29 protein-coding genes are annotated in these 23,926 nt (G+C 42.3%); 27 read left to right on the top strand and 2 right to left on the bottom strand.

All coding sequences use genetic code 11. The features are described from left to right. Nucleotides 1–173 precede the first annotated feature (173 nt). Nucleotides 174–1,538 (bottom strand): aminodeoxychorismate synthase component I, encoded by a 1,365-nt coding sequence (gene pabB, locus R7P67_RS16300; RefSeq protein WP_318086026.1) that lies wholly within the window; start codon nucleotides 1,536–1,538, stop codon nucleotides 174–176. Nucleotides 1,539–1,808: 270 nt separating this feature from the next. Between pabB and R7P67_RS16295 the strand changes: the two genes are divergently transcribed. The 8 genes from R7P67_RS16295 (at nucleotide 1,809) to R7P67_RS16260 (ending at nucleotide 9,697) form a co-directional block, all read left to right on the top strand. Next, nucleotides 1,809–3,326 (top strand): fumarate hydratase, encoded by a 1,518-nt coding sequence (locus R7P67_RS16295; RefSeq protein ID WP_017820444.1) that lies wholly within the window; start codon nucleotides 1,809–1,811, stop codon nucleotides 3,324–3,326. A 174-nt stretch (nucleotides 3,327–3,500) separates the two neighbouring features. Then, complete coding sequence (locus R7P67_RS16290) at nucleotides 3,501–3,686, top strand: hypothetical protein (protein WP_005376906.1); 186 nt, start codon at nucleotides 3,501–3,503, stop codon at nucleotides 3,684–3,686. A 255-nt stretch (nucleotides 3,687–3,941) separates the two neighbouring features. Beyond that, entirely contained in the window at nucleotides 3,942–5,318 is a 1,377-nt protein-coding gene (locus R7P67_RS16285) for a YcjX family protein (RefSeq protein WP_318086025.1), read from the top strand. Further along, on the top strand, nucleotides 5,315–6,355 hold the full coding sequence (locus tag R7P67_RS16280) for a YcjF family protein (protein WP_213968729.1): 1,041 nt from the start codon (nucleotides 5,315–5,317) through the stop codon (nucleotides 6,353–6,355). The genes R7P67_RS16285 and R7P67_RS16280 overlap by 4 nt, the downstream gene beginning before the upstream one ends. A 100-nt stretch (nucleotides 6,356–6,455) precedes the next feature. Next, nucleotides 6,456–8,000: a transcriptional regulator TyrR gene (gene tyrR, locus R7P67_RS16275; RefSeq protein ID WP_005376914.1), complete on the top strand. Its 1,545-nt coding sequence runs from the start codon at nucleotides 6,456–6,458 to the stop codon at nucleotides 7,998–8,000. A 36-nt stretch (nucleotides 8,001–8,036) separates the two neighbouring features. Next, nucleotides 8,037–8,621, top strand: coding sequence for a ribosomal protein S5-alanine N-acetyltransferase (gene rimJ, locus R7P67_RS16270; RefSeq protein ID WP_213866476.1), 585 nt, complete (start codon nucleotides 8,037–8,039; stop codon nucleotides 8,619–8,621). 1 nt (nucleotide 8,622) lies between these two features. Beyond that, nucleotides 8,623–9,210 carry an HD domain-containing protein gene (locus R7P67_RS16265; protein WP_005376917.1) on the top strand — a complete coding sequence of 196 codons (588 nt, stop codon included), beginning with the start codon at nucleotides 8,623–8,625 and terminating at the stop codon, nucleotides 9,208–9,210. A 13-nt stretch (nucleotides 9,211–9,223) separates the two neighbouring features. Continuing rightward, nucleotides 9,224–9,697 carry a DUF2947 domain-containing protein gene (locus tag R7P67_RS16260; protein WP_017636094.1) on the top strand — a complete coding sequence of 158 codons (474 nt, stop codon included), beginning with the start codon at nucleotides 9,224–9,226 and terminating at the stop codon, nucleotides 9,695–9,697. A gap of 43 nt (nucleotides 9,698–9,740) precedes the next feature. Here the strand turns inward: R7P67_RS16260 and R7P67_RS16255 are convergent, their stop codons facing one another. Next, entirely contained in the window at nucleotides 9,741–10,703 is a 963-nt protein-coding gene (locus R7P67_RS16255) for an integron integrase (protein ID WP_017636093.1), read from the bottom strand. Nucleotides 10,704–11,523: 820 nt separating this feature from the next. Here R7P67_RS16255 and R7P67_RS16250 point away from each other — a divergent pair. From R7P67_RS16250 to R7P67_RS16140, 19 genes are all read left to right on the top strand, one after another. Next, entirely contained in the window at nucleotides 11,524–12,555 is a 1,032-nt protein-coding gene (locus R7P67_RS16250; RefSeq protein ID WP_258627302.1) for a DUF4062 domain-containing protein, read from the top strand. Between the two features lie 591 nt (nucleotides 12,556–13,146). Further along, nucleotides 13,147–13,563, top strand: coding sequence for a lysozyme inhibitor LprI family protein (locus R7P67_RS16245; protein ID WP_262654332.1), 417 nt, complete (start codon nucleotides 13,147–13,149; stop codon nucleotides 13,561–13,563). Between the two features lie 153 nt (nucleotides 13,564–13,716). Continuing rightward, nucleotides 13,717–14,058, top strand: coding sequence for an SH3 domain-containing protein (locus tag R7P67_RS16240; protein ID WP_053320200.1), 342 nt, complete (start codon nucleotides 13,717–13,719; stop codon nucleotides 14,056–14,058). A 135-nt stretch (nucleotides 14,059–14,193) separates the two neighbouring features. Then, entirely contained in the window at nucleotides 14,194–14,529 is a 336-nt protein-coding gene (locus R7P67_RS16235; protein ID WP_031781252.1) for an energy transducer TonB, read from the top strand. Between the two features lie 165 nt (nucleotides 14,530–14,694). Beyond that, nucleotides 14,695–15,108 (top strand): RDD family protein, encoded by a 414-nt coding sequence (locus tag R7P67_RS16230; RefSeq protein WP_038162647.1) that lies wholly within the window; start codon nucleotides 14,695–14,697, stop codon nucleotides 15,106–15,108. A 140-nt stretch (nucleotides 15,109–15,248) separates the two neighbouring features. Further along, nucleotides 15,249–15,545, top strand: a complete 297-nt coding sequence (locus tag R7P67_RS16220) for a hypothetical protein (RefSeq protein WP_238951969.1) — start codon at nucleotides 15,249–15,251, stop codon at nucleotides 15,543–15,545. A gap of 169 nt (nucleotides 15,546–15,714) precedes the next feature. Continuing rightward, complete coding sequence (locus tag R7P67_RS16210) at nucleotides 15,715–16,065, top strand: nucleotide pyrophosphohydrolase (RefSeq protein WP_069687261.1); 351 nt, start codon at nucleotides 15,715–15,717, stop codon at nucleotides 16,063–16,065. 206 nt (nucleotides 16,066–16,271) lie between these two features. After that, nucleotides 16,272–16,826, top strand: coding sequence for a hypothetical protein (locus R7P67_RS16205; protein WP_053807654.1), 555 nt, complete (start codon nucleotides 16,272–16,274; stop codon nucleotides 16,824–16,826). Nucleotides 16,827–17,180: 354 nt separating this feature from the next. Then, nucleotides 17,181–17,483, top strand: a complete 303-nt coding sequence (locus R7P67_RS16200; protein ID WP_054730763.1) for a hypothetical protein — start codon at nucleotides 17,181–17,183, stop codon at nucleotides 17,481–17,483. 117 nt (nucleotides 17,484–17,600) lie between these two features. Next, the gene (locus tag R7P67_RS16195; RefSeq protein ID WP_238844089.1) at nucleotides 17,601–18,206 is read left to right on the top strand and encodes a hypothetical protein; all 606 of its coding nucleotides are present in this window, start codon (nucleotides 17,601–17,603) and stop codon (nucleotides 18,204–18,206) included. A 142-nt stretch (nucleotides 18,207–18,348) separates the two neighbouring features. After that, on the top strand, nucleotides 18,349–18,915 hold the full coding sequence (locus tag R7P67_RS16190) for an ankyrin repeat domain-containing protein (protein WP_262654279.1): 567 nt from the start codon (nucleotides 18,349–18,351) through the stop codon (nucleotides 18,913–18,915). A gap of 149 nt (nucleotides 18,916–19,064) precedes the next feature. After that, a complete protein-coding gene (locus R7P67_RS16185) occupies nucleotides 19,065–19,430 on the top strand; it encodes a VOC family protein (protein WP_262654281.1) in 366 nt (121 codons plus the stop codon). A 144-nt stretch (nucleotides 19,431–19,574) separates the two neighbouring features. Next, nucleotides 19,575–19,808 carry a hypothetical protein gene (locus R7P67_RS16180; protein WP_005536929.1) on the top strand — a complete coding sequence of 78 codons (234 nt, stop codon included), beginning with the start codon at nucleotides 19,575–19,577 and terminating at the stop codon, nucleotides 19,806–19,808. A 188-nt stretch (nucleotides 19,809–19,996) separates the two neighbouring features. Then, nucleotides 19,997–20,854, top strand: coding sequence for a DUF2971 domain-containing protein (locus tag R7P67_RS16170; RefSeq protein WP_102778374.1), 858 nt, complete (start codon nucleotides 19,997–19,999; stop codon nucleotides 20,852–20,854). Nucleotides 20,855–20,995: 141 nt separating this feature from the next. Continuing rightward, complete coding sequence (locus R7P67_RS16165; RefSeq protein ID WP_104975432.1) at nucleotides 20,996–21,424, top strand: GNAT family N-acetyltransferase; 429 nt, start codon at nucleotides 20,996–20,998, stop codon at nucleotides 21,422–21,424. Nucleotides 21,425–21,615: 191 nt separating this feature from the next. After that, complete coding sequence (locus R7P67_RS16160; protein ID WP_262654288.1) at nucleotides 21,616–21,999, top strand: hypothetical protein; 384 nt, start codon at nucleotides 21,616–21,618, stop codon at nucleotides 21,997–21,999. Between the two features lie 5 nt (nucleotides 22,000–22,004). Beyond that, complete coding sequence (locus R7P67_RS16155) at nucleotides 22,005–22,586, top strand: HepT-like ribonuclease domain-containing protein (protein ID WP_262654289.1); 582 nt, start codon at nucleotides 22,005–22,007, stop codon at nucleotides 22,584–22,586. Nucleotides 22,587–22,744: 158 nt separating this feature from the next. Then, entirely contained in the window at nucleotides 22,745–23,104 is a 360-nt protein-coding gene (locus R7P67_RS16150; protein ID WP_213973645.1) for a hypothetical protein, read from the top strand. A 145-nt stretch (nucleotides 23,105–23,249) separates the two neighbouring features. Further along, complete coding sequence (locus R7P67_RS16140; protein WP_047726034.1) at nucleotides 23,250–23,738, top strand: DUF523 domain-containing protein; 489 nt, start codon at nucleotides 23,250–23,252, stop codon at nucleotides 23,736–23,738. The last annotated feature ends 188 nt before the right edge of the window (nucleotides 23,739–23,926 follow it).

Here is a 23,926-nt window from a genome sequence, read left to right as displayed (position 1 = left end):
GACCACAAAGTGCTTGAATAGAAGAACCTGTATCACGCTCCTTCGTCGCTGTGCAGGGTGATGAGATACAGAAATATGCCACTCGCTGTTAAACGAGCGGCATTATCCGTTCTGGAGGCATTTTAGATTGTTTTCGTCAATAGCATTAAAGCGACGTTGTCCGCGGTTGAAATCTACGATTGCAGCGCTGGTAAAATCTTTGAAAGCTTGTCCAACGTTTCTTGATACTCAGAGGCGCAATCGCTATCTGCCACGACGCCGCCGCCAGCCCAAGCGTAAAGTTTGTTTTGTTCCGCTACAAGAGTTCGGATAGTAATGCTGGTGTCCATACGACCATGGCGTGAAATGTAGCCAATACTGCCGCAATACGCGCTGCGTCGATGCGGCTCCAGTTCTTCAATGATCTGCATTGCGCGAACTTTAGGTGCGCCCGTAATTGAACCGCCTGGAAAACACGCTCGCAGCAAATCCGCAGGAGCGTATTGTTCATCCAAATTTGCACGAATGGTGCTCACCAAATGATGCACGGCAGGGAAGCTTTCAATATCGAACAGCTTTGGAACGTGAACGCTACCCGGTGATGCAACTCGACCAATATCATTACGCAGCAAATCGACAATCATCAGGTTTTCTGCCTGATCTTTTTCCCCTGTCTGCAAGTCATGGGCATTAGCGTTATCTTTCGTTGGATCTTCGCTGCGTGGGCGAGTACCTTTGATTGGTTTTGTTTCAATGACGCGATCTTTGAGCTCTAAAAAGCGCTCTGGAGAGATACTCAAAATCGAAGACTCAGGCATACGGATAAACGCTGAGAATGGCGCTTGGTTGGCGGACTCCAATTTCAGATACGCTTGCCACTCGCTGCCTTGATACGGTGCGTTAAAGCGCTGCGCCAAATTGATCTGATAACAGTCACCGCTCAACAAGTATTCTTGCACCTTGTCAAAGCGAGTGGCGTAGCTCTCTTTCGTCATGTTTGACTGCCAATCACCAGACAAAGCGAAGTCAACGGTTTGTTCTGCTTTTTGCTCGTTTAACCATTGCCAAGCTTGCTCGATGTTCTGACCGACTAAGCATGCTTTTTTTAGGTGGTGGTCAACAACAACGGCCCATTCATACAGACCTACCGCCATATCCGGCGTGTTGAGGTCCTTTTCTGCCACTTCTGGCATCGTTTCTACGCGGCGACCTAAATCGTAACTGAAGTAACCGAGCGCACCGCCGACAAAAGGCAGATCCAATTCTTTATTTAACTCTACGTGAGGAAGCCACTGTTCTTGCAACTGATGAAGCAGCGCAAATGGGTCATCTTGAGTTGAATAGGCATTCGATGGCGTTTCAACTTGTGTGTTGTCGGCAGTGGTTTCTAACGTTGCAATTGGGTTGGAGACCAACACATCGAAGCGGCTATCGATATGCGTTTCTGATGCAGAACGCAGCAACATCGCCCAAGGCTGGTGTTGAATGCGAGAAAAAAGGTGAAGAGCAAACTCTGGTGCGTATTCCAACGCTTTAAAATCAATGAATTGATTGTCCATGTTGTTCATTTGTGTAATTTGTGACAAAGAGATCGTTCACTGCATGGCATGTCATGGGCAGCAAGAGTATCATATTCCTCTGTATAGCCAAACTCCCTCTATTCATAGGGTTTTGAGATGGCTTACAAGTAGGCAACTTCAGCATTTCGTGTGTCGATATCAGCCGTTCGACAATTGTTTATAAAAAACGAAGCTCAAAAGAGCAATAAGCTCAACAAACACGATTGAAGCCAAGCCAATAATGGAAGCATAACTATAACGAGGCATGTAATGACGGTAATACGCAAGCAGGATGTGATCAGCAGTGTCGCTGATGCGCTACAGTATATTTCTTACTACCACCCGCTAGACTTTGTTCAAGCTCTTGAAAAAGCCTATCACCGCGAAGAGAGCCAAGCCGCTAAAGACGCGATTGCTCAGATCTTAATTAACTCCCGAATGTCCGCAGAAGGTCACCGTCCAATTTGTCAGGATACTGGTATTGTGACGTGTTTCGTCAACATCGGTATGGGCGTGCAATGGGATTCGACCGACATGACGGTTCAGCAGATGGTAGATGAAGGTGTTCGACAAGCGTATACGAACCCAGATAACCCGTTGCGTGCGTCAGTACTTATGGACCCTGCCGGTAAACGTATTAATACCAAAGACAACACGCCTGCTGTCGTACATATCAACATGGTTCCGGGCGATAAAGTTGAAATTCAGATCGCTGCGAAGGGCGGCGGTAGTGAAAACAAAACTAAGATGGTGATGCTAAACCCATCTGACGATATTGCTGAGTGGGTAGAAAAAACGCTACCAACAATGGGGGCGGGCTGGTGTCCTCCTGGCATGCTTGGCATTGGTATCGGCGGTACGGCTGAAAAAGCAGCGGTACTGGCAAAAGAATCTCTAATGGAACACATCGATATTCAAGAGCTTATTGACCGTGGCCCACAAAACGCAGAAGAAGAGCTTCGTTTGGATATCTTCAATCGCGTGAACAAACTTGGTATCGGTGCGCAAGGTCTTGGCGGTTTGACGACTGTTGTCGACGTTAAAATCAAAACTGCGCCAACGCACGCGGCTTCTAAGCCTGTTTGTTTGATCCCGAACTGTGCGGCGACTCGTCACGTACACTTCACGCTTGATGGTAGCGGCCCAGCAGAGCTAGCACCACCTAAACTAGAAGATTGGCCAGATATCACTTGGGAAGCGGGCGAAAATACGCGTCGCGTAAACTTAGACACAATTACTAAAGAAGAAGTACAAGAGTGGAAGACAGGCGAAACGGTTCTTCTATCAGGTAAAATTCTGACTGGTCGTGATGCTGCGCATAAACGTATTCAAGGCATGCTAGATAACGGTGAAGGTCTACCTGAAGGCGTAGATCTAAACGGTAAGTTCATTTACTACGTAGGCCCTGTCGATGCAGTTGGTGATGAAGTCGTTGGTCCTGCTGGCCCAACAACATCTACGCGTATGGATAAATTCACCGACATGATGCTAGAAAAGACCGGCATCATGGGCATGATCGGTAAAGCTGAGCGTGGCCCTGCAACGGTTGAATCTATCAAGAATCACAAAGCGGTTTACCTAATGGCTGTCGGTGGCGCTGCGTACTTGGTGGCGAAAGCGATCAAGAAAGCTCGCGTTGTCGCATTTGAAGATTTAGGTATGGAAGCGATTTACGAATTTGAAGTTGAAGATATGCCAGTAACAGTGGCTGTCGACTCAAATGGTGTTAACGCGCACCAAATCGGTCCAGACACTTGGAAAGTGAAAATTCAAGAGATGGAAGCATAAGGCAAAGGGCAATCTTGCTGCGTCTCAGTAGAGAGAATGTGACAAGGTGCTGATTTACCTAGCAAACAATTGACAAAAGTGCAGCGAAACCTGCACTTTTTGTCTATATAATTAAGGATATAAACCTTTAGGCATAGCAATCAAACGTTATGCGAACAATAATTAGGAGACGGCATGCCTCGTTTTATTCAGATTCTACAAATTATTCTTGCTGTAGTGATAGGTGGCTTTGTTGGCTATGACTTGATTCTTCACGGTATCAGCATCTTTGATGAAAAGTACGTGACCATCACATGTGTGTTATGGCTGATTTTAGAAATCGCTCTATTTGTTATCTATAAGTTAATCGAAGACGACTAGGCTTAAAGAAAGCGGGTTCCTGTTTAACATAGTAATCAGCACATATAGAGTTACTAATGCTGTAGATTAAGTAAGCCTCTGAACCACTCAGGGGCTTTTCTTTTTTAACACAGCATTAAGCCGGATGTTTTGTTCATCTTTTATTAAGGTATATAAAGTTAAACTCATAGAATTCGGGATAGAACAGTATTCATAGATCGAAATTCGAAGTCGCTGACAACGTTGTTTTAAAGTGGAGTAAGATAAAGAAGCGTAATGAAGAGAATAAAGAAAGAAGTTAATGACTTTATCAACAGAGGTATGGACTCTAATGTTCGAATTGCTGTCACCGGACTTTCTCGTGCCGGTAAGACGGCATTCATCACGTCATTAGTGAATCAGCTTCTTCATACTGCAACCCATGACAATTTGCCTCTTTTGACTGCGGCTAGAGATAAGCGCCTTATTGGGGCGAAGCGTGAGCCTCAATCGAATATGATGGTGCCACGCTTTGCTTACGATGAGGCGATGAGCCAAATTCATGCTACTCCACCTCAGTGGCCAGTACCGACACGTGATGTGAGTGAGATTCGCTTAGCGCTCAAGTACAAACCAAATAAAACCACGAAAAAGCTGTTGAGTAAAACCGCAATTTTAAATGTTGATATTATCGACTATCCAGGAGAGTGGTTGCTCGACCTGCCTTTATTGGACATGGACTTTGCAACGTGGTCGCAAACTCAGTTTGATGCACTTAAAGGCCAGCGTGGCGATTTAGCCAAAGCTTGGCTTTCTGAACTGGAGAAAGTGGATCTCTTTGCAGAAGTGAATGAGAAACTACTTGAGAAAGTTGCACATACATACACAGAGTACCTTCATTCTTGTAAAGACGCTGGCCTTCATTGGGTTCAGCCTGGCCGCTTTGTATTACCTGGTGAGCTAGCAGGCGCGCCGGTGCTACAGTTTTTCCCGTGTCGTGCTGATTCGGAAAGCAAAGCGCCCAAGGGCAGTAACTTAGCGATGCTAGAAGCCCGTTTTCAGGAATACCAACAGAAAGTCGTGAAAGCGTTTTATAAGCATCATTTTGCGACCTTCGATCGCCAGATTGTACTGGTGGATTGTTTGCAGCCTCTCAATGCTGGTGATGAAGCGTTTTACGACATGCGCCAAGCGCTAGAACAGATCATGCATAGCTTCCGTTATGGTCGTAGTAGCTTTTTGCGTCGTTTGTTCTCACCAAAAATCGACAAAGTGTTGTTTGCTGCTACAAAAGCGGATCATATCACGCCCGATCAGCACCCAAATTTGGTGTCTCTGCTCCAACAAATGGTGCATCCAGCATGGCAAACGGCAGCCTACGAGAATATTGAGATGAGCTGCATGAGTATCGCTTCCATCCAAGCAACCGCGACGGGGTTTATTTCCTCTGGAGATAAGACCATCCCGGCGTTACAAGGAACAACATTGGGTGGTGAGCCGATGACTATGTTTCCCGGAGAGGTGCCGAAAAAGCTACCAAATGCAGCTTATTGGCAAAACAACGGGTTTGATTTTACGTCGTTTCGTCCGATGCCCTCACCGAATGATGAGCCAGTGAAGCACATACGCTTAGACAAAGCACTGGATTACCTGATTGGAGATAAATTGAAATGAGTGAGTTGAAGCAAAAACAAGTTTTCTCTGAAAAGGTAATGGAAAAAGATCAGCAATCGAATCAACCGGAGTTGACGGCGCAGCAAACATTCGGCGAAAAAGAAACATTTGTACCTGTTGAAGTTAAAGAAGCGCACCAGGAGACCGAACAGGAATTGCAACTCGAGCATGTCATTCGTCCAAAATCGGGCAGAAAATGGCTCGCGACTGGCGCATTTGCAACTTTTGCTGGTTTGGTTGGCTGGCAAGCGGTGGACTCGGTTATAACCGCAATTCAGGCTTCTGATTGGCTGGCCTTAAGCTGGACGGGGTTTATTGCTGCGATCGCTTCGCTTGGTTTAGGAGCTATGGGTAAAGAGCTTTGGAAACTGCGAAAACTACGAAATCATTTTAGTGTTCAAGAAGAAGCAGAAGCACTTGTTAATAGTGAGAGCGTTGGGAAAGGGAAAGCCTTTTGCGAAACCGTAGCAGAACAAAGTGGTGTGATGGCAGAGAATCCGGGCTTTGATCGTTGGCAGAACAGTATTAACCCTGCTCATAGTGACGCTGAAATTCTTGATATGTATGACTCGATGGTGGTGAGCCAACAAGACAAGTTGGCAACGAAAATCGTATCACAGCACGCAACCGAGTGTGCGGCCCTAGTCGCCGTGAGCCCTCTGGCTGCCGCTGATATGTTGCTGGTGGCTTGGCGAAATTTCAAAATGATCGACAACCTCTCCAATGTATATGGGGTAGAGCTAGGTTATGCATCTCGCATCAAGTTACTAAGAGCGGTATTTGTCAATATGGCGGCGGCTGGTGCCAGTGAGCTCGCTATTGATGCCAGTATGGATTTGATGTCGATGGATCTTGCTGGCAAAGTTTCTGCTCGTGCGGGGCAGGGACTAGGTGTTGGTATTCTAACGGCACGTTTGGGCTTGAAAGCGATGACCTTATTGCGTCCACTACCCTGGTATCCTGACCGTCAGGTTAAGTTGGGCACCATACGCAAGGCAGTGGCGGCGAAAGTTGCATCAATTACGATGAAACCGTAACGAATATCAACTTTGATGGATAGGATTGCTTGACGCCATTCCAAGCATGATAGAAACTACTGTCAACTTTTCCTGACAGTTGTGAATTGGGATATTTTAAGTGCGTCTTGAAGTCTTATGTGAAGATCGACTCGGCTTGACCCGAGAACTGCTCGATATTTTAGCGTCTAAAAGCATCGACTTGCGTGGTATCGAAATCGATATTAGCGGTATTATCTATTTGAATTGCCCGGATATTGATTTTGATACGTTTAGTGAGCTGATGGCTGAAATCCGCCGTATTCCGGGGGTGAAAGACGTACGTAAAATCCAGTTTATGCCGATGGAGCGCCACAATACGGAGCTGCTCTCGTTAGTTGATAACTTGCCCGATCCGGTTTTTGCCATTGATCTTAAAGGTGCCGTAGACATGGCAAACATGTCTGCACTTTCATTGCTTGGCCTTCACAAGCAAGAAGTGATTGGTACTCAAATCGGTGCTTTGTTACCAAGTGTTCGTTTCTCTCGTTGGTCTGAGGGTGTGAATGGCCGAACACGGGAAAACCTTGTGATTGATGGCTTGGACTATGTTCTAGAGTTGATGCCCGTTTATATCCGAGACGAAGCGCAAAACTCGACTCTAGCGAGTACTCTAATGACGATTCGCTCTAGTCAGCAAGTTGCCAGAATTGAAGAAGCACTACCGCTGCATAATCCTCTGGGTTTTGAGCACTTTGTTGGTATATCGAACCGTCATAAAGCACTAATGAACCAAGCTAAGAAGCTGTCTGTGCTTGACCAACCATTGTTGATTGAGGGCGAAACGGGGACTGGTAAAGAAATGCTTGCTAAAGCTTGCCACAGCCGTTCTAGCCGCGCGAGCAAGCCATTCCTAGTTTTGAGTTGTGCTTCGATGCCTGACGATGTAGCAGAAACTGAACTTTTTGGTCATGCGCCGGGTTCATTCAATCATGAACAAGGCCACAAAGGCATCTTTGAGCAAGCAAATGGCGGGACGGTATTTCTTGATGAAATCGGTGAAATGAGCTCGCATCTTCAAATCAAGCTGTTACGTTTTCTACAAGATGGTAATTTCCGTCGTGTCGGTGCAGAAGATGAGATGCATGTCGATGTTCGTATCATCGCTTCAACAAAACATAACCTTGCCGAGCTTTCTGAAGCAGGAATGTTCCGTGAAGATTTGTATTATCGTCTCAACGTACTTACGCTCAGCATTCCTCCGTTACGTAAGCGCTCAAACGACGTTGCACCATTGCTTGAGTTGTTCGTGGCGAAACATGCTCAACAGCTTGGGATTGATAAGCCAGAGTTTGATGATGGTCTAGTTGATGCCCTTGCAAATTATCAGTGGCCAGGAAACATGCGCCAGCTGGATAACATGGTTCTTCGAGCGCTCACGGAAATGGATGGTGGTATACTAAACGCGGATCACTTCAATTTACCTCAGCCTCAGTCAGTCGGCGCTGGTAGTGCAACGCTTAACATCGACGGTTCTTTGGATGAGATCATGCGTGATTATGAATCTCAAGTTCTGGAACGTTTGTATCAGTCATTCCCATCAAGCCGCAAGCTTGCTAAGCGCTTAAATGTATCGCATACCTCAATCGCTAATAAACTGCGTGATTACGGTATCCGTAAGAATTAATCGAATTGAACGAAAAGACGGAATTAATCATTTGTAATGGAAGATAACAGCTCATCTATCGCCGTACATAGGTTGGACGGTGACTTGCTTCTTCGTACCGCTGAAATCGGTGACGCAGATATGATTGCCGAATATTTTCAAGCGAACCGAGAATACCTGAAACCGTTTGAACCGAAACGTGAAGAGGCTTTTTTCTCAGTGAACGGTTGGTTGCAAAAGCTAATCAAGCTCAATGAGCTGCATCGAATGGGATTGGGGTATTATTGCCTTTTAGTCAGAGCCTCTTCGGGTGAAATGCTAGGTACGATATCCTTTAGTAGTTTGAGTCGTTTTCCTTTTTATTCTTGTAACGTCGGATATTCTCTCGCTGAAAAAGCGCAAGGGCATGGTTACATGCGTCGTGGATTAACCATGGCTTGCGACTACATGTTTAACGTTCAGAAACTGCATCGTATTCAAGCTGGCTACATGCCTCACAATAAACGCAGTGAAGCTGTGCTAGAGCATGTAGGTTTCAACCGAGAAGGGTATGCAAAAGATTACCTTTTGATTAATGGTGAGTGGCAAGACCACGTTCTAACGTCGCTTATTAATCCGAATTGGCAGCCAGAAGGACGATAGTATGGAACGATTGGAAAAGCAGTTAGCACTGGTAATCGAGCTCGATAAACTCAAAAGCATTTTGCGCCGAACTCGAGTTAAAAGTGCTGAAGGGCGCCTCGAAAATAGTGGTGAGCATAGTTGGCATGTCGCACTGATGGCAATATTGATGGAAGAGCATGCGAATGCACCTGTTGATATTTGCCGAGTGATGAAAATGTTATTGATACATGACGTAGTAGAGATCGACGCGGGCGATACCTTTGTTTATGATACTGCTGCGTCTCAAGAGCAAGCAGAAAAAGAAATTAGAGCTGCAGAGCGCTTGTTTGGTATGTTACCCAGCGATCAGGAGCAAGAGCTATTGGCGCTTTGGCATGAATTTGAAGCCGCGCAGACCGATGATGCTAAGTATGCAAAAGCACTCGATCGGTTAATTCCAATGCTCTTGAACTACCATAATAATGGTCAGAGTTGGAAGGAACATGGTGTCTCACGCGAACAAGCACTTACCATTAATAAACGAATTGAATTTGGCTCTGTTACCTTATGGGACAAAGCGAAAGAGTTGATTGAAGAAGCCACAGAGAAAGGTTGGCTGAAATCGTAATAAAGGAGACTGAATGTCTTATTTGCCTTTGGATGAATACCAAAGAAAATGGATTTTTACGCATCAGTCGATGCCTGTGCCAGAAGAAGATTTGGCTTTTATTAAGCCGATGAGCCAAGCCCGTTCAGCACAATTTTGGAAAGAAAATATCAGTGCTCAAAGCCCTGATATGGATAGACTTAGTTCCCAAGACTGGCCAATGAATGAGGCGAATTGGTCTGAAACTGTGGATTGGATGGCTGCCTGGGAGTCGGATGATCCTGACATGCCAGCGGAAGCTGAGGCACATATCGATTGGCAAGACGATGTAACCGTTTACTTTTGCTACGAGAAGTACAATGTCATCGAAACGAAATGGTCTATTTTTAAAAAGCACTGGAAGAACTTTCTCTTTTATGACGATGGTCCGATACTAATAGGACGTCGCCGTTCGCAAGCACTTTGGTTTGATTCAAAAGGCAATGTGAAACTCGGTGTTCGTCAATAACGAGTTATAAAGCAAAGCCACCTTTCGAGGTGGCTTTGTTTTTCTAAAGGCTGGATAATGGACTCAACACGCCGCCAGCCCCGCGCTCGATAACGTGAGTATAGATTTGCGTGGTTTTTACATCAGTATGCCCTAATTGTTCCTGAACAGTTCTAATGTCTGCGCCAGATTCCAATAAGTGCGTGGCAAAACTGTGTCTTAGTGTGTGGCAAGTTACAGTTTTCTCAATGCTTGCGTCGCTTGCCGCGCGCTTTACTGCTCTTTGTATTGCGCTTTCATTGATATGATGCCTTCTGAGTTCACCAGTGTCTCGATCTGCGCTTAACTTTGTTGATGGAAACAAAAAGTGCCAGTTAAAATCTAGCTCCGCTTTTGGGTATTTACGTCGTAAACCTTCAGAGATGTATACGCCCGCATAACCAGGCATGTGCCTATCTTTAAAATAATAGTTTCTTGCTAAATTAACTTGAGCTTTGAGTGGTTCATGCAGTTCTTTGGCTAATGTGACTGTACGATTTTTACCTCCTTTTCCTTGCCAAACGCGAACTGCACCATAATCATAATCGATGTCTTGAACTCTTAAGCGTAAACATTCCATAACTCGAAGCCCGGAGCCGTAAAGCAGCTGAATATGGAGTCTATACCTCGGGTCGATATGCTGAACGAATCTTCGGATCTCTTCCCTGGTTAACACAACGGGAAGTTTCTTTTCGGTCAAAGATTTCTGAAATCTCATATCAAGTGATAGTGGGGTTTTGAAATAATCACGATATAAAAATGATATTGAGTTCAGCGCCAAAGCTTGCGTTTTTACCGCAACTTTTTCTTCTACCGCTAAGTAACTCAGAAATTGAATGACATCATCTTCTGCTAGTGTTGATGGGTGTGCAAGCTGGTGAAAAGTGATAAAGCGTTTTATCCAAAATAGATAACTTTCGATAGTTTTATTCGCATAATGACGAGTAAGCATGTGCTCTTTTACACTAAGTAAAAACTGACTTTTCATGATAAATTAACCTGTTTATTTATACAGCTCCGTTAATGTATCACCACTTTTGAAATTAGCGTGCTGTGCGCCGCCTAATTGCGCGCGCTACCACACATATTCATACTGTTTTTCTATTTGTTTCATACATATAAGTGCTACGATTGATAGCGCTTTTGATAAGAAAGAAGGCGGTAGCCTGCCAGAAAAACGGCAAGTCGCCGTATAGAAAGCGTTAGTACGGGGTTGACATCAAAGGTCATAAGTTTTGGTGTTTATTTGTTTCTGTGCTCGTCTGTACACCTTTCAGTTTGTACCTTTCACGTTCTTTCCGGTGGCACTATATGCGGAGTGTTTGCTTTGATTTCACCGTTTACGGTGTCTAACTCTTACCCTATTTCTTTGGCGCTTCTTCTCTTTCGTGGTTTTTACGAAGTCAGAGTTGTCTTTCTTTGGTATTGCCGTCGAAGTGCGAGGATCGAATTCTTTTCTAATTTGAAGCCAGTGAAAGTAGGGCAGTTCAGTGCGTTTTTCTTCTAGCCAACTTTCGTCTTTAAATCGGGGTAAAGTTTTGTAGCTGCCCGTCTCACTTCAGTGTTCAAAGCCTTTCATATTATGCCAGTTTTCAATATCTTGGAGCGCATAAATAGAAGTAGCGCATGTACTAACAAATTGCTTAAGAGTGATTCGTAACGCGTGGCATTTTTACTTTGCGGTGGCTTATGTGATTAGGGCGCTGTGCGGTAGCTTTTGTATTGCGTTACTCACACCTTAGCAAGGCGTTAGCTTTCCACGTATTTTACGCTAACTATTCGTTAGTAAATAATAAGGAGTAATTTAAATGGAAAAAAAGTTTCAAATCTTTGTCAGCTCGACATATGAGGATCTAAAAGACGAGCGAGACCAAGTTATCAAGGCTATTTTGGAAATGGGGCATATTCCTGTAGGGATGGAAATGTTCAGTGCCGCAGATGAGGAGCAATGGAAAATAATTCAAAGGCAGATAGATGAGTCTGACTATTACGTTGTGATTGCAGCACATAAATATGGCTCAATTGCAGCTGACGGTGTGAGTTACACAGAAAAGGAGTATGACTATGCTGTCAAAAAATCAGTGCCAGCCCTAGGTTTCGTATTAGCTGATGGTGCTAACTGGCCTGCAAATCAAATGGAAAGCTCTACTGAAAAAAGAGAGGCTTTGGAGCAATTTAAATCAAAGATAAAAAGCAGAATAGTAAATTTCTGGACAACAAAGGATGATTTACATGCCAAGGTTTCAATTTCTTTAATGAAAAGTATGCAAACGACACCAAGAATTGGCTGGGTTCGTGCCAATACGGTAAATGCTTCTCCTGAACTGGTTTCGGAATTAACTAGGTTGAGTAAGGAAAATGCCACATTGAGGGGCGAGCTAGAAGATATAGCAAACCTCGCTAAACAAAACGAAAAAAAAGAAGAGGTAAACACAAAGGCTTTTGAAGTACTGAGAAAAAATATAGTTGAAATCTATATTGCTAAAATTGGGGATACAAAATGGGGAGAACCTAAAGAAGGGTCGTTGCTTGGCGTATTCAAAGCTATTGCACCAAATTTAATGGTTGAAAATACATTCGAAAAAATAGGTGCGGATATTGCTGTGTATTACGGAGAAGTGAACCACCGTCAAATCGCCCCAGTTCCTAATAATATTCTTAGTGATTGGTTGGCAGATTTAGCAGCACTCAACTTAATAAAACCTAGCCCTCGAAAGCACCCCGTTAGTGATAAAAATGAATATTGGACCTTATCAGAAGAGGGGAGTTCACTTCTCAGAGATATTAGGAAAATACAACTCGAAAAAGGCTTGGTTGAGCACGAGGCCCCAGAAAGCTAACAAAGCATTTAAGAGTGATTCGCAACGCTTGGCGCTTTCGCTTCGCTCAAGTATAGCCAAGCGCTGCTCACACCTTAATGCGGCGTTAGTTGCCAACGAGAAAAACGGAGCTAAAACAAAATGTTTAGGGCTAAGGTCCAGTGCTTTTTGGCTCGGTTTTCGTATTTCAACTTCTAGTTGTTTGAGTTTGTGAAAACCGAACGTTGGTTTCTTTTGTGGTTGGATTTTCTATTTCAGAAACCGATTTATATGTTGAAAGTTAGCTGTGTAACATTGTCTGTCCAAAGAAGCTTTTTGGTGTTGTTAGCCCGTTTTCTACGGCGTTGTATGTTCCAAGTGGTTTCAGTAACAGGCGCTTTGAAACTGCGCCTGATTTGAGTTTTACAAAATACGTAAAGGTCGTGTTGGCAAAGTGCTCATAAACTTCAAATCAAAGCCTTGGGTCTGGCAACTAACAAACTGTTCAAGAGGGATTCGCAACGCGTGGCATTTTTGCTATGCGTTGACTTTAGTGTTTAAGGTGGTGTGCGGTGGCTTCGGTACTACGTTGCTCACCCCTTAACAGGGCGTTATGTGCTTTCGGAGAAAACGATGAATAAGCGTCTAATCATCATATTAGCTAGCCTTTCATTTGGTGCTTTTGCTGAAGAAGAGTCCATTGACTGTAATAATGCGATGACCACAATTGAGATAAACCAATGTGCCATTATTGAATTAGAGTCAGCACAAGTTAAATTAGACAAATATCTAAACGCTAGCTTTGAGCACAACTCTCATGACCCAGAACTGATCGCAGCAATTAAACTCGCTCAACAGGATTGGCAAGCATATATGTCCTCTCACTGTGATTCGGTTTATACGCAATGGCGTGATGGAACTATTCGTGGAGTTATGGCGATATCGTGCAAAACTAAGTTAACTAAGCAAAGAACGCACGAGTTATGGGAAAACTTTTTAACTTATATGGACAGTACACCACCAGTTTTACCGGAGCCAAGTGTAGAGTAGGTTTCAACCACGCACATAACAAACTGTTCAAGAGGGATTCGCAACGCGTGGCATTTTTACTATGCGTTGATTTTAGTGATTAAGGTGGTATGCGACGGCTTCGGTATTGCGTTGCTCACCCCTTAACAGGGCGTTATGTACTTTGGAGAAAATATGGAAGTAGTAGCTACGGAAAAACACGTCTCAGAATATCCCAATCCGTTTTATTTGAAACAAGGTGATAAAGTAGCTCTCGGTGCAATTGACGACGAGTTTCCCAATTGGATCTTTATAACCAGTAGTGAAGGTATGCAGGGTTGGGCTCCAGTTCAATATATCGAAAAGATTGAAGGAATCTCAGAAGGTATTTTGCGTTATGACTATGACAATGTTGAGCTCAATACAGTCATTGGTGAAAAGCTATCAGTGCAGTTTGAACTCAATGAGTGGTATCGAGTCTCGAGGTCAACGGGTGAAATTGGTTGGGTACCAGTGCGCTCGGTACAACGTACATAACAAATTGTTCAAGAGTGATTCCGCACGCGTGGCATTTTTATTATGCGTGGGCTTTAGTGGTTAAGGTGTTATGCGGAAACATTAGTATTGCGTGCCTCACACCTTAACAAGGCGTTATGTTGTCAAAGATTAAGTATGAAGATTTTAATATTATTTATAGCGGCATTATTGTCTGGCTGTGCTGGTTTAATTGAAAGTGCTAGTTCCCCAAATTATCGAGAACACAAAGCTCGGGACAGTGTATCGCCTAGGAATCATAAAGGTTCAAGGAAAAACAAATTAGTCGGTACTGTTGTACTCACGTTTAATATTAATAGTCAGGGTGATGTGATTGACATAATGGTTACTGATTCTGTACCTAAAGGAGTATTCGATGCTGAAGCTGTGCGAATATTATCAAAACGGAAGTATGCGCCTTCCGAAAAAGGGGAAACTGGCCCTAAAAAAGCTAAGTTCGAGTTTAAAATTTGACACATAACAAACTGCTTAAGAGGGATTCGCAACGCGTGGCATTTTTGCTATGCGTTGATTTTAGTGCTTAAGGTGGTATGCGGCGGCTTTTGTATTGCGTTGCTCACCCCTTAGCAGGGCGTTAGCAAATTTATTCGACATCTAACTCACATGGAGGAAAAGTAAGTGGAAACAGATAGAGATTCGATTATCGAATCGCATAGGCTTGCAAGCCCGGGTCTTCGGTATTTAGGACAAATCATTGATGGTGCAATAAGTGCCGCAATATTCATTTTCTTTCTTTGGCTCGGCACATTAATTGGTTTATCCCAAGACTCATCTGGCTTAATCGCCTTTTCTGCCGCTGCTTTTTATTTCCTACTTTCTGATGGTTTCGCAAAAGGTCAAAGCCTTGGTAAGAAGCTACTAGGTATCTCAGTTATAGACTCAGTTACTGGAAAAAGTTGTAGTTTTCCTCAGTCATTTTTCCGCAATGTTTTGACACCAATAATCGGCATGATTGACGCGATCTTTATTCTAGGTAAAAGAAGACAGAGATTAGGTGACAAACTGGCGAAAACAATCGTTGTAGTAAATTAGCTAACAAACTGTTCAAGAGGGATTCGCAACGCGTGGCATTTTCACTATGCGTTGGTTTTAGTGTTTAAGGTGGTATGCGGCGGCATCGGTTTTGCGTTGTTCACCCCTTAACAGGGCGTTATGTTTTCGGGAGGAATTAAATGAATCCAAATATCCAATCAGCTCTGAGTTCGAAGGACAATATTCAAACCAAGATAAATGTCGGTGAGCGATATAGGTTGATGCACAAAAAGATAAAATCAGGAAGCCTTTGGATTGAGGTACAAAGGGAAGCGTATCGAGTCAAAGTTACAGGTGACGTTAAGCTTAGGCTACAAAATTTTATCACTAAGTTAGTCGATTCCGAACCAAGTGATGATCAAGGTAATCCAGTTTGGCGCGTACCATTTGGTAGCAGCCTCAAAACTATTATATGTGAGTACAATCGATTGGCTTAGGCTACAAACATAACAATCTGTTCAAGAGGGATTCGCAACGCGTGGCATTTTCACTATGCGTTGGTTTTGGTGTTTAAGGTGGTATGCGGCGGCTTAGGTATTGCGTCGCTCACCCCTTAACAGGGCGTTAGTGTTTACATCAAAATTTACGCAAAAATAGGGAAGGAGTATGAGTAAATCCGTCTATGTTGCTGGTAGTTTCAAGAATTTAGAAAAGATGCAGGCAATACGAGAAACGTTGATCAATGCAGGTATTCAAACAACCATTTCTGAGCCTCTTCAAGCTAATGGTATTGATGGTTGTTTGCAGCGTATTAGAGAAGCTGACATTACCTATATTCTAAATTTTGATGGTTACGTCGGTAAAAGCGTCGCAATGGATATTGGTTATGCTTTAGGTTTAGGCAAACCAGTCTATGCTCTTGAACCTATTGAAGATCCAGATATCAACCACTTGCTCACATGTGTTGTCACACCAGATGAAGTTATTGTTGAACTAGGTGGAAATAGTAAAAACTAACAAACAATTTAAGAGTGATTCGGCACGCGTGGCATTTTTACTATGTGTCGGTTTAAGTGATTAAGGTGGTATGCAGCAGCATAGGTATTGCGCGCCTCACACCTTAATTGGGCGTTAGTTTCATAACATTTCCTATACACCACTGAGTGCATATGTTATTCTTTTTATTTCATAAAATAAGCCCTAAAATTATACATGGATGAGTGATGAGTAACGTAATTTCAGTTAGCAGTTTACCGTATAATTTGCCAAGCAATGAGCAAGAACAATTAAGAATATTAGCTAAAATAATCGGTTTTAAACCAGAACTACTTGTTGGGGCTGGAAAAGTAGAAGTAGATGCGATTTGTTCGATGATCTTGTATAGACATCTCAGTCAGAAGCAACGAGTAGATGCTATGAAACTGATACGAAGTGTTTCGAATAGAGCCTTAATGGGAAAACTAGTAACAGGAGCGCTAGACACTACTTTTGTTAACCCACAATATGGCATGTGGTCAATGACTGAGAAAGAGTTACAGTCTGATAAAGATTTTCATAGCTTTTTAGACAATTTCGCTAGTTATATAGGTATTGGTGCTTCAAGCCTTGGACTCAAAGACCTATACAAGGAATCTAAAGCTAGAGGTAAACTTGGCAGAGGTGGTTTAGCTATGCTTGTCATTTGGGGAGCTGTTGCGTTTAATAAGTCTGAATTAAAAAAAGTTAATACAGAGTTAGAAAATCGAAGTGTACGATTGGTTTCGGGGCTTCATCAATGATTTCAAATATTATTTCTTATGTGCTTGTCACTGTCTTCGCTATATGGTTGTGGAATGATGCTCCAGCTCAACATAGAGATAACCTGTTCTATGTGGCCGTAGTATGTTCTCAAATCGGTTTCTTTATTTATTCTCGAAAGTTAGAGAAACTTAAAAATAAGGTAGAAGACTTGGAAAATAAGCACTCTCTAGAAACAAAAAACTAACAAGGCATTTAAGAGTGATTCCCAACGCTTGGCATTTTTTATGTCATCGTTGGGTTTCGTGTTTAAGGCGTACAGGTTTCGTCTGGTGGTAGCGTTGCTCACACCTTAATGCGGCGTTATACGTTTTGGGAAGATCGGAGGCAAGAAAATGTCTGAAGAAGCGATTAAACTAGCAAAGAACCTACTCGAAACAGATGATAATTATATAGAAAACATAATTGCATTATCGCGTATTGGAAACGAAATGTATGGGCAATGCTGGAACACTGATTACCACGTATTTGGTCTCATAGCATCGGAGACGGACCATTTACCACTTAATCATGTTCGTTTGAATTGCTCAGAGGAGTTTCTCGTAAAAGCTGATAAAGAGCTAGTTGAAACGATGAAGTTTTATCGTTCCGATGTTGTTAGTGCTTGCAATAAGATCATCAGAAATATAAACGTATAACAAAGCGTTTAAGGCAGATTCGCAACGCGTGGCATTTTTGGTTTTAATCGGCTTTAGTGTTTACGGCACAATGTTTTAGGTCGGTGGTCTGCGTTGCTCACTACTTAACGCGGCGTTATGCAACTTAATAAAATGTGGCAAATGAAGAGTTTCAAAGTACTAGATAAGCAAGACTTTAATGGCAAAAGTTACCTGTCCACAGTATTTCTACGAGGTAAGGAACTTAAATCGGAAGTTACATTGCTCAAGTGGATAAAGTTGACATTAGTAGAACTTGCCATTGGCGTTGAGTTACTGGAAAACATCATTATGAGTTTCTCTGTGGCTCCTTATGATAACTACAAGAAGAGGTTAGGAGAAAATTATGGAGCAACTCGACATCTGAGCATTTTTGTTCCTTACGGTATATTCAATAACATTGTTCGTGAGGCGGCAATTGAAGTCTTGTTTTATAAATACCACAAGCAATATTACTTGCTACAACCAGCGGAAGAGTATGACGTCGACAAACAATCCTGTTCTATAAATTGCACCAGGACAAGATTTAGTGCCCGAAAAGATTTGTTTTCTGAGCTAATTGCTTTCAGAAGGGTATATGAGCTGTTTTGGCTTTTCTTTAACGTAACAATCGATATCACTGTATATTTGCTATCGAATAGCCTTGAAGCAACAATTGCTACAGCAATGGGTATCGAGGGTATAAGGCGGTTACTAAGGGTGTAACGTTGCATAACAAACGCTTTAAGACGGATTCGCAACGCGTGGCATTTTTACCATGCGTTGATTTTAGTGATTTAGGTGGTGTGCAGAAACATCGCATTGCGTTGCTCACCACTTAAGCGGGCGTTAGGGCAAAGGAGGTAAAATGGGCAGAAATTTACTGAGTTTATTGTTTCTTTCAGCTTTCGTTTTTGGGTGTAGTGACGAGCCTTGTCAATCTGATCCAACTACAGAGTTTAATAAGGCTATCGAAACCTTAGTTAAGGAGAAAGACGATGCCCTTTATCTTCAACTTATTGAAAATGGTTTAGATGTAAATTATCAAAATAACTGTGGGGCTAGCATGTTACTCATATCCACTGTTGTGGGTAATGAGTCATTGGTTACGTTGCTATTATCGAAGTCTGCAAATCCCAATGCTTCAAATTGGCAGGGTGAATCACCAGCTTATATGGCTGCCCAATGGGCTGAAGACAATATATTGGTCAAATTATTACAAGCAGGAGCCAATCCCAATGCTGTTGCAGGGGAATTGGCATTTAGTCCCTTAATGATTGCTGTACTTAACGAGCACCATAGTACGGTTGAAATATTAGTTGCACATGGTGCTGACCCTTACTATGCAAATAGTGAAGGCGTATCAGCTGTCTCTATAGCAAGAAAGAATGGCTATAGAAAACTGTTAGCAGTTCTGGAAAGAAAAGTGCCCTAACAAGCAATTCAAGCTGATTCGCAACGCTCGGCGCTTTCGGTTTCAATAGGCTTGGTGGTTACGGTGAAGTGTTTGGGTAATGTGGCAGCGTTGCTCACAACTTAATTGGGCGTTAGGCTACAAATAGTCGCTATAAAATGGAGATGGAAATGGAAAACCTGAATGCCGTAGAAATAAAGTCATTCGTTCCCGCTAAAGACTTTGAATGCTCTAAGCGCTTTTATCAGACAATGGGTTTTGAAATGGCATCTGAGTTTGACGGAATCGCATACTTCAAATCAGGCTCTTGTTCTTTCTTGCTTCAAGACTTTTACGAACCTGCTCACAGCAACAACTGTATGATGCACCTCTTAGTTGAAGATGCGCAAAGTTGGTATGCACATGTTTTAAAACTCAATCTAGACAAAGAGTTTGGTGTAAAGGTTACAGAGCTTATTGAGCAGCCGTGGGGAATGCTCGAGTTTTGTTTAACAGATCCGAGTGGTGTGTTGTGGCGGATAGGCGAAAATCAGTAGCCTAACAAGGCGTTTAAGGCAGATTCCCAACGCCTAGCGCTTTGTATTCTAAGTTGGGTTTAGCGTTTAAGGTGTAATGGTTTAGTTTGGGTGGTAGGCGTTGCTCACTACTTAACGCGGCGTTAGTATTCAGGAGGAAAATTAGTGCTTCATCAGATAGACAAATATCACTGTTCTGCTTGCAACATTAAATCCAAACATATTACCGTATTGATTAGGAACCCAAGTCCTTTTGCTGGTGTAAAACATCAAAAGCGTAAAGAGTTTGTTGCTGGGTTAATCAAAGGCTGGGCAGTTGGTCCATTTTTAGCTTCTATGGATGAGTTTTCTCGACATACGATCTGTGAAAACTGTGGTATCAAGACGATAGAGAACTGACAAATAAGACTTCTTTTTAAGTTCGGTGTAACAGGTTGGGTCTGAATACTAACAAACTGTTCAAGAGGGATTCGCAACGCGTGGCATTTTTACTATGCGTTGGTTTAAGTGTTTAAGGTGGTATGCAGCGGCTTTGGTATTGCGTTGCTCACCCCTTAACAGGGCGTTAGATTTTTTGGTAAGTATGGATGTATAAATATATTTCTGATGAGCTACCACATTTTTTTGAAAATGGGATGCTAAGGTTTACTCAACCTGGACAATTTAATGACCCCTTTGAGCTTCTACCTTGTTACGTGGACTTTATGGGAGTAAACACTAAGGAGTATGTGCTCGAAAATATCGAAACTTGGCTAAAGGAAGAGCGTAAAACTGAACCATGGTATAAAAAATTAGTACCATTATCAGTCAAGTTGTTTGCAGTAAGGTTCCTCTTAACTAGTAAAAATAAACACATCACTAAAGTGATGGATGAATTCGATGCAATGGGGTTAAGTATTGCAAATGGTCAATATCGAAATATTATTGACCAATCAGATGGAATCTTATGCTTATCTGAAACAGAAGATAATCTTCTTATGTGGTCGCATTATGGCAACAGCCACAAAGGTTATGTCATTGAGTTTGATACTTCGCATAAGTTTTTTAATCAAGTTATTCCCAATGAAAAAACTGGTGGTGTAGTGGAATACGCAGGTAGTCCTCAGAAAGTCACGTACACCAAGCACAGAAAAACAATATCATTTTGGCAAAAATCCATGTCTGAGGTTTTCTTAACTAAAGGAAGTGATTGGGAGTATGAAAAGGAGTATCGAATGGTACTTCCTCTTGAGTCCGCGACAAAAGTGATAGACGACAATATCCACCTATTTCATATCCCTTTTGAAGCGGTAAAAAGCATAATATTTGGTGCTAAATGTGAAGAGGAATTTGTGCAAAGTTGTATAGAAAAAATGCACAGTTGGGACTCTAAGCATAAAGAATTCAGCATATTTAAACTGGAGCTTTCAGACCAAAGTTTTGGGTTGGTGCGAACTAAAATCTAACAAACAATTTAAGAGTGATTCATCACGCTTGGCATTTTTGGTTTGGGTTGAGTTTAGTGTTTACGGTGGTTAAATTAAGTGTTGTGGTCGCGTGCTTCACACCTTAATTGGGCGTTATACGCTTTGAGGAAATAATCCAATATGAATAAGGTAGTATTCAGAAATTGCGATGAAGATAGTGAGTATTGGGTTGCTCTAGAGAAGCTGTTTCAAACGGAATGGTCTGACTTTCTATTCGTAGATACCTATAAATCAGAATCTAAACTTCCACCGGTAATTGTCGCTCTCAGAGACAATCAAGTTATCGGTGGTCTTGCTTACTCGCGCTTTAAAGAACCTCATGGTGACTTAGAAGTTATTTGGTTTAATGCTGTTTATGTTTCACCAGATTGGCGCGGTCAAGGTATTGCCAGTGAACTGATTAACCGAGGTGTTAGCCAAGTATCAGCAGCAACTCAAAGTAACCTGTATTCTTACACAAATGTACCATCGTTGTACGAGTCATTAGGTTGGTTAGCGGTTGATATTGAAAGTGAGCCAAATCATAAGGTTATGAAAGTTCCGTTGTAGTGTCAGCACGCGTATAACAAAGCATTTAAGAGTGATTCGCAACGCTTGGCAGTTTCGCTTCGCTCAAGTATAGCCAAGCTTCGCTCACACCTTAATGCGGCGTTAGCACACTCCATCAACTTTAACTCTTACCAACAAGAACGTATACCTGTATAATTCCTCTTTTGAATCAATAGACTAGGACTCTACTTATGCGTATCGAGATAGATGATGATGATCTTGAGGGTTTCAACGACAATGCAAAAAACAAATTGCGTGAAACCACAGAAAAGTATGTATCGGATCTTATCGAAGAGGCACACCGATTAGAGTCCAAAACTAACAGCGTTGGTGGAACTCCCGAAGTTACAAGTAGTAATGTTTCTGATGCAAACATATTAATTACGAAAGGGCTTTCACAGAAAAAAGCGGGTATAGGATCTAAGGCTGTACGTATTGTCGCTGCTTTACTGCCTCTAGCCGTAGGTGCTATGTATGACTCGGCTAAACTTCAAGATGGAACATATATGTTTATGTTCATTGGTGTTGTAACCCTGTCGATCATCGCTGTAACTGTTTCTATTCTTACGGAGTAAAGGTCATGAAATACGAAGAAATTAAAACCGTGAAAAATGACCTTTGGGAAATGGAGCAATCTCTTAAGCGTCGTAATAAATTCGAAAGTATCCTCAAGCTCTATGTTGCAATAGGAGCATTGCTTGGTTTTCTATCACTGTCATACTTTCTGTTATCGTTAATAGAAATTGAGTTAACGAAAACTCAAATGTTGGCTCTTTTATCTGGCGGAATTAGTATCACAATGTCAGTTTTGTCTTGGGTGCTTTTAGTATATAGACGCCAACGAGAGCAGGAAGAAGTTGAAAAAATTAGGTCATTTCAAAAAGCAGCTAAATTAATTCAGCTATGGGCTGAGTTTGAATATTTATCTAAACAAAAATTAGTTGTTCAAGGCTTTGAATTTAAGACTAAATCTATTCATTCAACTATCAATGCGCTAGTTCAAAATGGACTCATTGAGCCATATGATTTGGTCGCTATCGAAAAGGCTATGCAACTGAGAAATATGCTCGCACATAGTCATATGGATACACCAATAGATAATGAATCAATCGAAGAAGTATACGATGCATTGATGAGGGTTATTCACAAACTTTCAGAATAGTGTGCTAACAAAGCGTTTAAGACAGATTCCCAACGCATGGCATTTTTCATTCCATCGTTGGGTTTTGTGTTTACGGTGGTATGGTTAGGTTCTGTGGTGGCGTTGCTCACTACTTAACGCGGCGTTATGCGCTAGTGCATTTAAATATCGAGGGATGTATGGATAATGAACTACCAAAAGCGATGGTATTGAAAACAATAGATGGTAGACATGTGGGTTTCATGTTGTTAGCTCCCAATTCAGGCGAGTCGGGGGAATGTGTTTTCAGTTTATCTGCGTCATCTGCAGAGGTAATCGATAGCAATTTAGGTGTCGTTCTATCTGAGCTTAAAGTTTCTGGCGAGCATAAATACGTAGTGGAAACCATAAAAGATGGGTACTTAATTAATATTGCACCAATAGGCCTACCTAATGTTCAAGTTCAGCTTAATCATCAGTTCTCCGGAGATATAGTTACTGATATTGAAGGACGAGTCGTTTGTATTGGAACAGCTGAATTAGTGGAGCAAAGCGCATAACAAACTGTTTAAGAGTGATTCGCAACGCGTGGCGTTTTTACTATGCGTTGACTTTAGTGTTTAAGGTGGTGTGCGGCAGCATCGGTATTGCGTTGCTCACACCTTAACAGGGCGTTAGCTATTTCTCGTATATAAAGGAGTTCCAGTGGTAAAAGTTCTCGTTAGTTCATGTCTGGTTGGAAACAACGTTAGATACAATGCGAGCTGTTTATCAGTCAAAGAGCCTGAGCTGCAATGGCTCAAGTCAAACGCAGAACTAGTGACCTTTTGCCCCGAAGTCTCAGCAGGTTTACCTATTCCTAGAGCACCTGCCGAAATCATTACTGGTAAAGGTGTTGATGTGCTTGATGGTTTGGCAAACGTTGTTGGAAATGATGGTATTGATGTTACTGAACAATTTGTAAGTGGGGCAGAGAACGCTTTGGAACTTTGCAAAAAACAACAAATAAAGTACGCGGTACTCGCTGAAGGCAGTCCTTCCTGTGGCAGTTCAAAAATTTATGACGGTACATTCAACGGGATCAAAATCGATGGCTCAGGGGTAGCTGCTGCATTGTTAGAGCGCAATGGAATTAAAGTCTACAGTCAACACACGATAGCTAAACTCCAAGAGGCATTGGAAAAAAATAGCTAACAAACTGTTTAAGAGTGATTCGCAACGCTTGGCATTTTTGCTATGCATTGCGTTTAGCGTTTAAGGTGGTATGCGGGAACTTCGGTATCGTGTTGCTCACACCTTAACAGGGCGTTATGGCTCAAAGGAGTAATTTCGGTGAATCAAATTAAAGAGTACATTTTTGGACCTTGTTTAGGTTCAGAAGG

Source organism: Vibrio sp. Vb0937 (assembly GCF_033338855.1).
The sequence above is the reverse complement of the archived record's forward strand: the minus strand, read 5'-3'. Positions and strand labels throughout refer to the sequence as shown.

Excerpts from the sequence above, each read along its gene's own strand:
- R7P67_RS16245 (WP_262654332.1), top strand. The coding sequence starts at position 13,147 with ATGAATAAGCGTCTAATCATCATATTAGCTAGCCTTTCATTTGGTGCT.
- R7P67_RS16200 (WP_054730763.1), top strand. The coding sequence starts at position 17,181 with ATGTCTGAAGAAGCGATTAAACTAGCAAAGAACCTACTCGAAACAGAT.
- R7P67_RS16250 (WP_258627302.1), top strand. The coding sequence starts at position 11,524 with ATGGAAAAAAAGTTTCAAATCTTTGTCAGCTCGACATATGAGGATCTA.
- pabB (WP_318086026.1), bottom strand. The coding sequence starts at position 1,538 with ATGGACAATCAATTCATTGATTTTAAAGCGTTGGAATACGCACCAGAG.
- R7P67_RS16155 (WP_262654289.1), top strand. The coding sequence starts at position 22,005 with ATGAAATACGAAGAAATTAAAACCGTGAAAAATGACCTTTGGGAAATG.
- R7P67_RS16280 (WP_213968729.1), top strand. The coding sequence starts at position 5,315 with ATGAGTGAGTTGAAGCAAAAACAAGTTTTCTCTGAAAAGGTAATGGAA.
- R7P67_RS16185 (WP_262654281.1), top strand. The coding sequence starts at position 19,065 with ATGGAAAACCTGAATGCCGTAGAAATAAAGTCATTCGTTCCCGCTAAA.
- R7P67_RS16240 (WP_053320200.1), top strand. The coding sequence starts at position 13,717 with ATGGAAGTAGTAGCTACGGAAAAACACGTCTCAGAATATCCCAATCCG.
- R7P67_RS16170 (WP_102778374.1), top strand. The coding sequence starts at position 19,997 with ATGTATAAATATATTTCTGATGAGCTACCACATTTTTTTGAAAATGGG.
- R7P67_RS16235 (WP_031781252.1), top strand. The coding sequence starts at position 14,194 with ATGAAGATTTTAATATTATTTATAGCGGCATTATTGTCTGGCTGTGCT.
- R7P67_RS16290 (WP_005376906.1), top strand. The coding sequence starts at position 3,501 with ATGCCTCGTTTTATTCAGATTCTACAAATTATTCTTGCTGTAGTGATA.
- R7P67_RS16255 (WP_017636093.1), bottom strand. The coding sequence starts at position 10,703 with ATGAAAAGTCAGTTTTTACTTAGTGTAAAAGAGCACATGCTTACTCGT.
- R7P67_RS16285 (WP_318086025.1), top strand. The coding sequence starts at position 3,942 with ATGAAGAGAATAAAGAAAGAAGTTAATGACTTTATCAACAGAGGTATG.
- R7P67_RS16205 (WP_053807654.1), top strand. The coding sequence starts at position 16,272 with ATGAGTAACGTAATTTCAGTTAGCAGTTTACCGTATAATTTGCCAAGC.
- R7P67_RS16165 (WP_104975432.1), top strand. The coding sequence starts at position 20,996 with ATGAATAAGGTAGTATTCAGAAATTGCGATGAAGATAGTGAGTATTGG.
- R7P67_RS16195 (WP_238844089.1), top strand. The coding sequence starts at position 17,601 with ATGCAACTTAATAAAATGTGGCAAATGAAGAGTTTCAAAGTACTAGAT.
- R7P67_RS16160 (WP_262654288.1), top strand. The coding sequence starts at position 21,616 with ATGCGTATCGAGATAGATGATGATGATCTTGAGGGTTTCAACGACAAT.
- R7P67_RS16295 (WP_017820444.1), top strand. The coding sequence starts at position 1,809 with ATGACGGTAATACGCAAGCAGGATGTGATCAGCAGTGTCGCTGATGCG.
- rimJ (WP_213866476.1), top strand. The coding sequence starts at position 8,037 with ATGGAAGATAACAGCTCATCTATCGCCGTACATAGGTTGGACGGTGAC.
- R7P67_RS16190 (WP_262654279.1), top strand. The coding sequence starts at position 18,349 with ATGGGCAGAAATTTACTGAGTTTATTGTTTCTTTCAGCTTTCGTTTTT.
- R7P67_RS16210 (WP_069687261.1), top strand. The coding sequence starts at position 15,715 with ATGAGTAAATCCGTCTATGTTGCTGGTAGTTTCAAGAATTTAGAAAAG.
- R7P67_RS16265 (WP_005376917.1), top strand. The coding sequence starts at position 8,623 with ATGGAACGATTGGAAAAGCAGTTAGCACTGGTAATCGAGCTCGATAAA.
- R7P67_RS16260 (WP_017636094.1), top strand. The coding sequence starts at position 9,224 with ATGTCTTATTTGCCTTTGGATGAATACCAAAGAAAATGGATTTTTACG.
- R7P67_RS16220 (WP_238951969.1), top strand. The coding sequence starts at position 15,249 with ATGAATCCAAATATCCAATCAGCTCTGAGTTCGAAGGACAATATTCAA.
- R7P67_RS16150 (WP_213973645.1), top strand. The coding sequence starts at position 22,745 with ATGGATAATGAACTACCAAAAGCGATGGTATTGAAAACAATAGATGGT.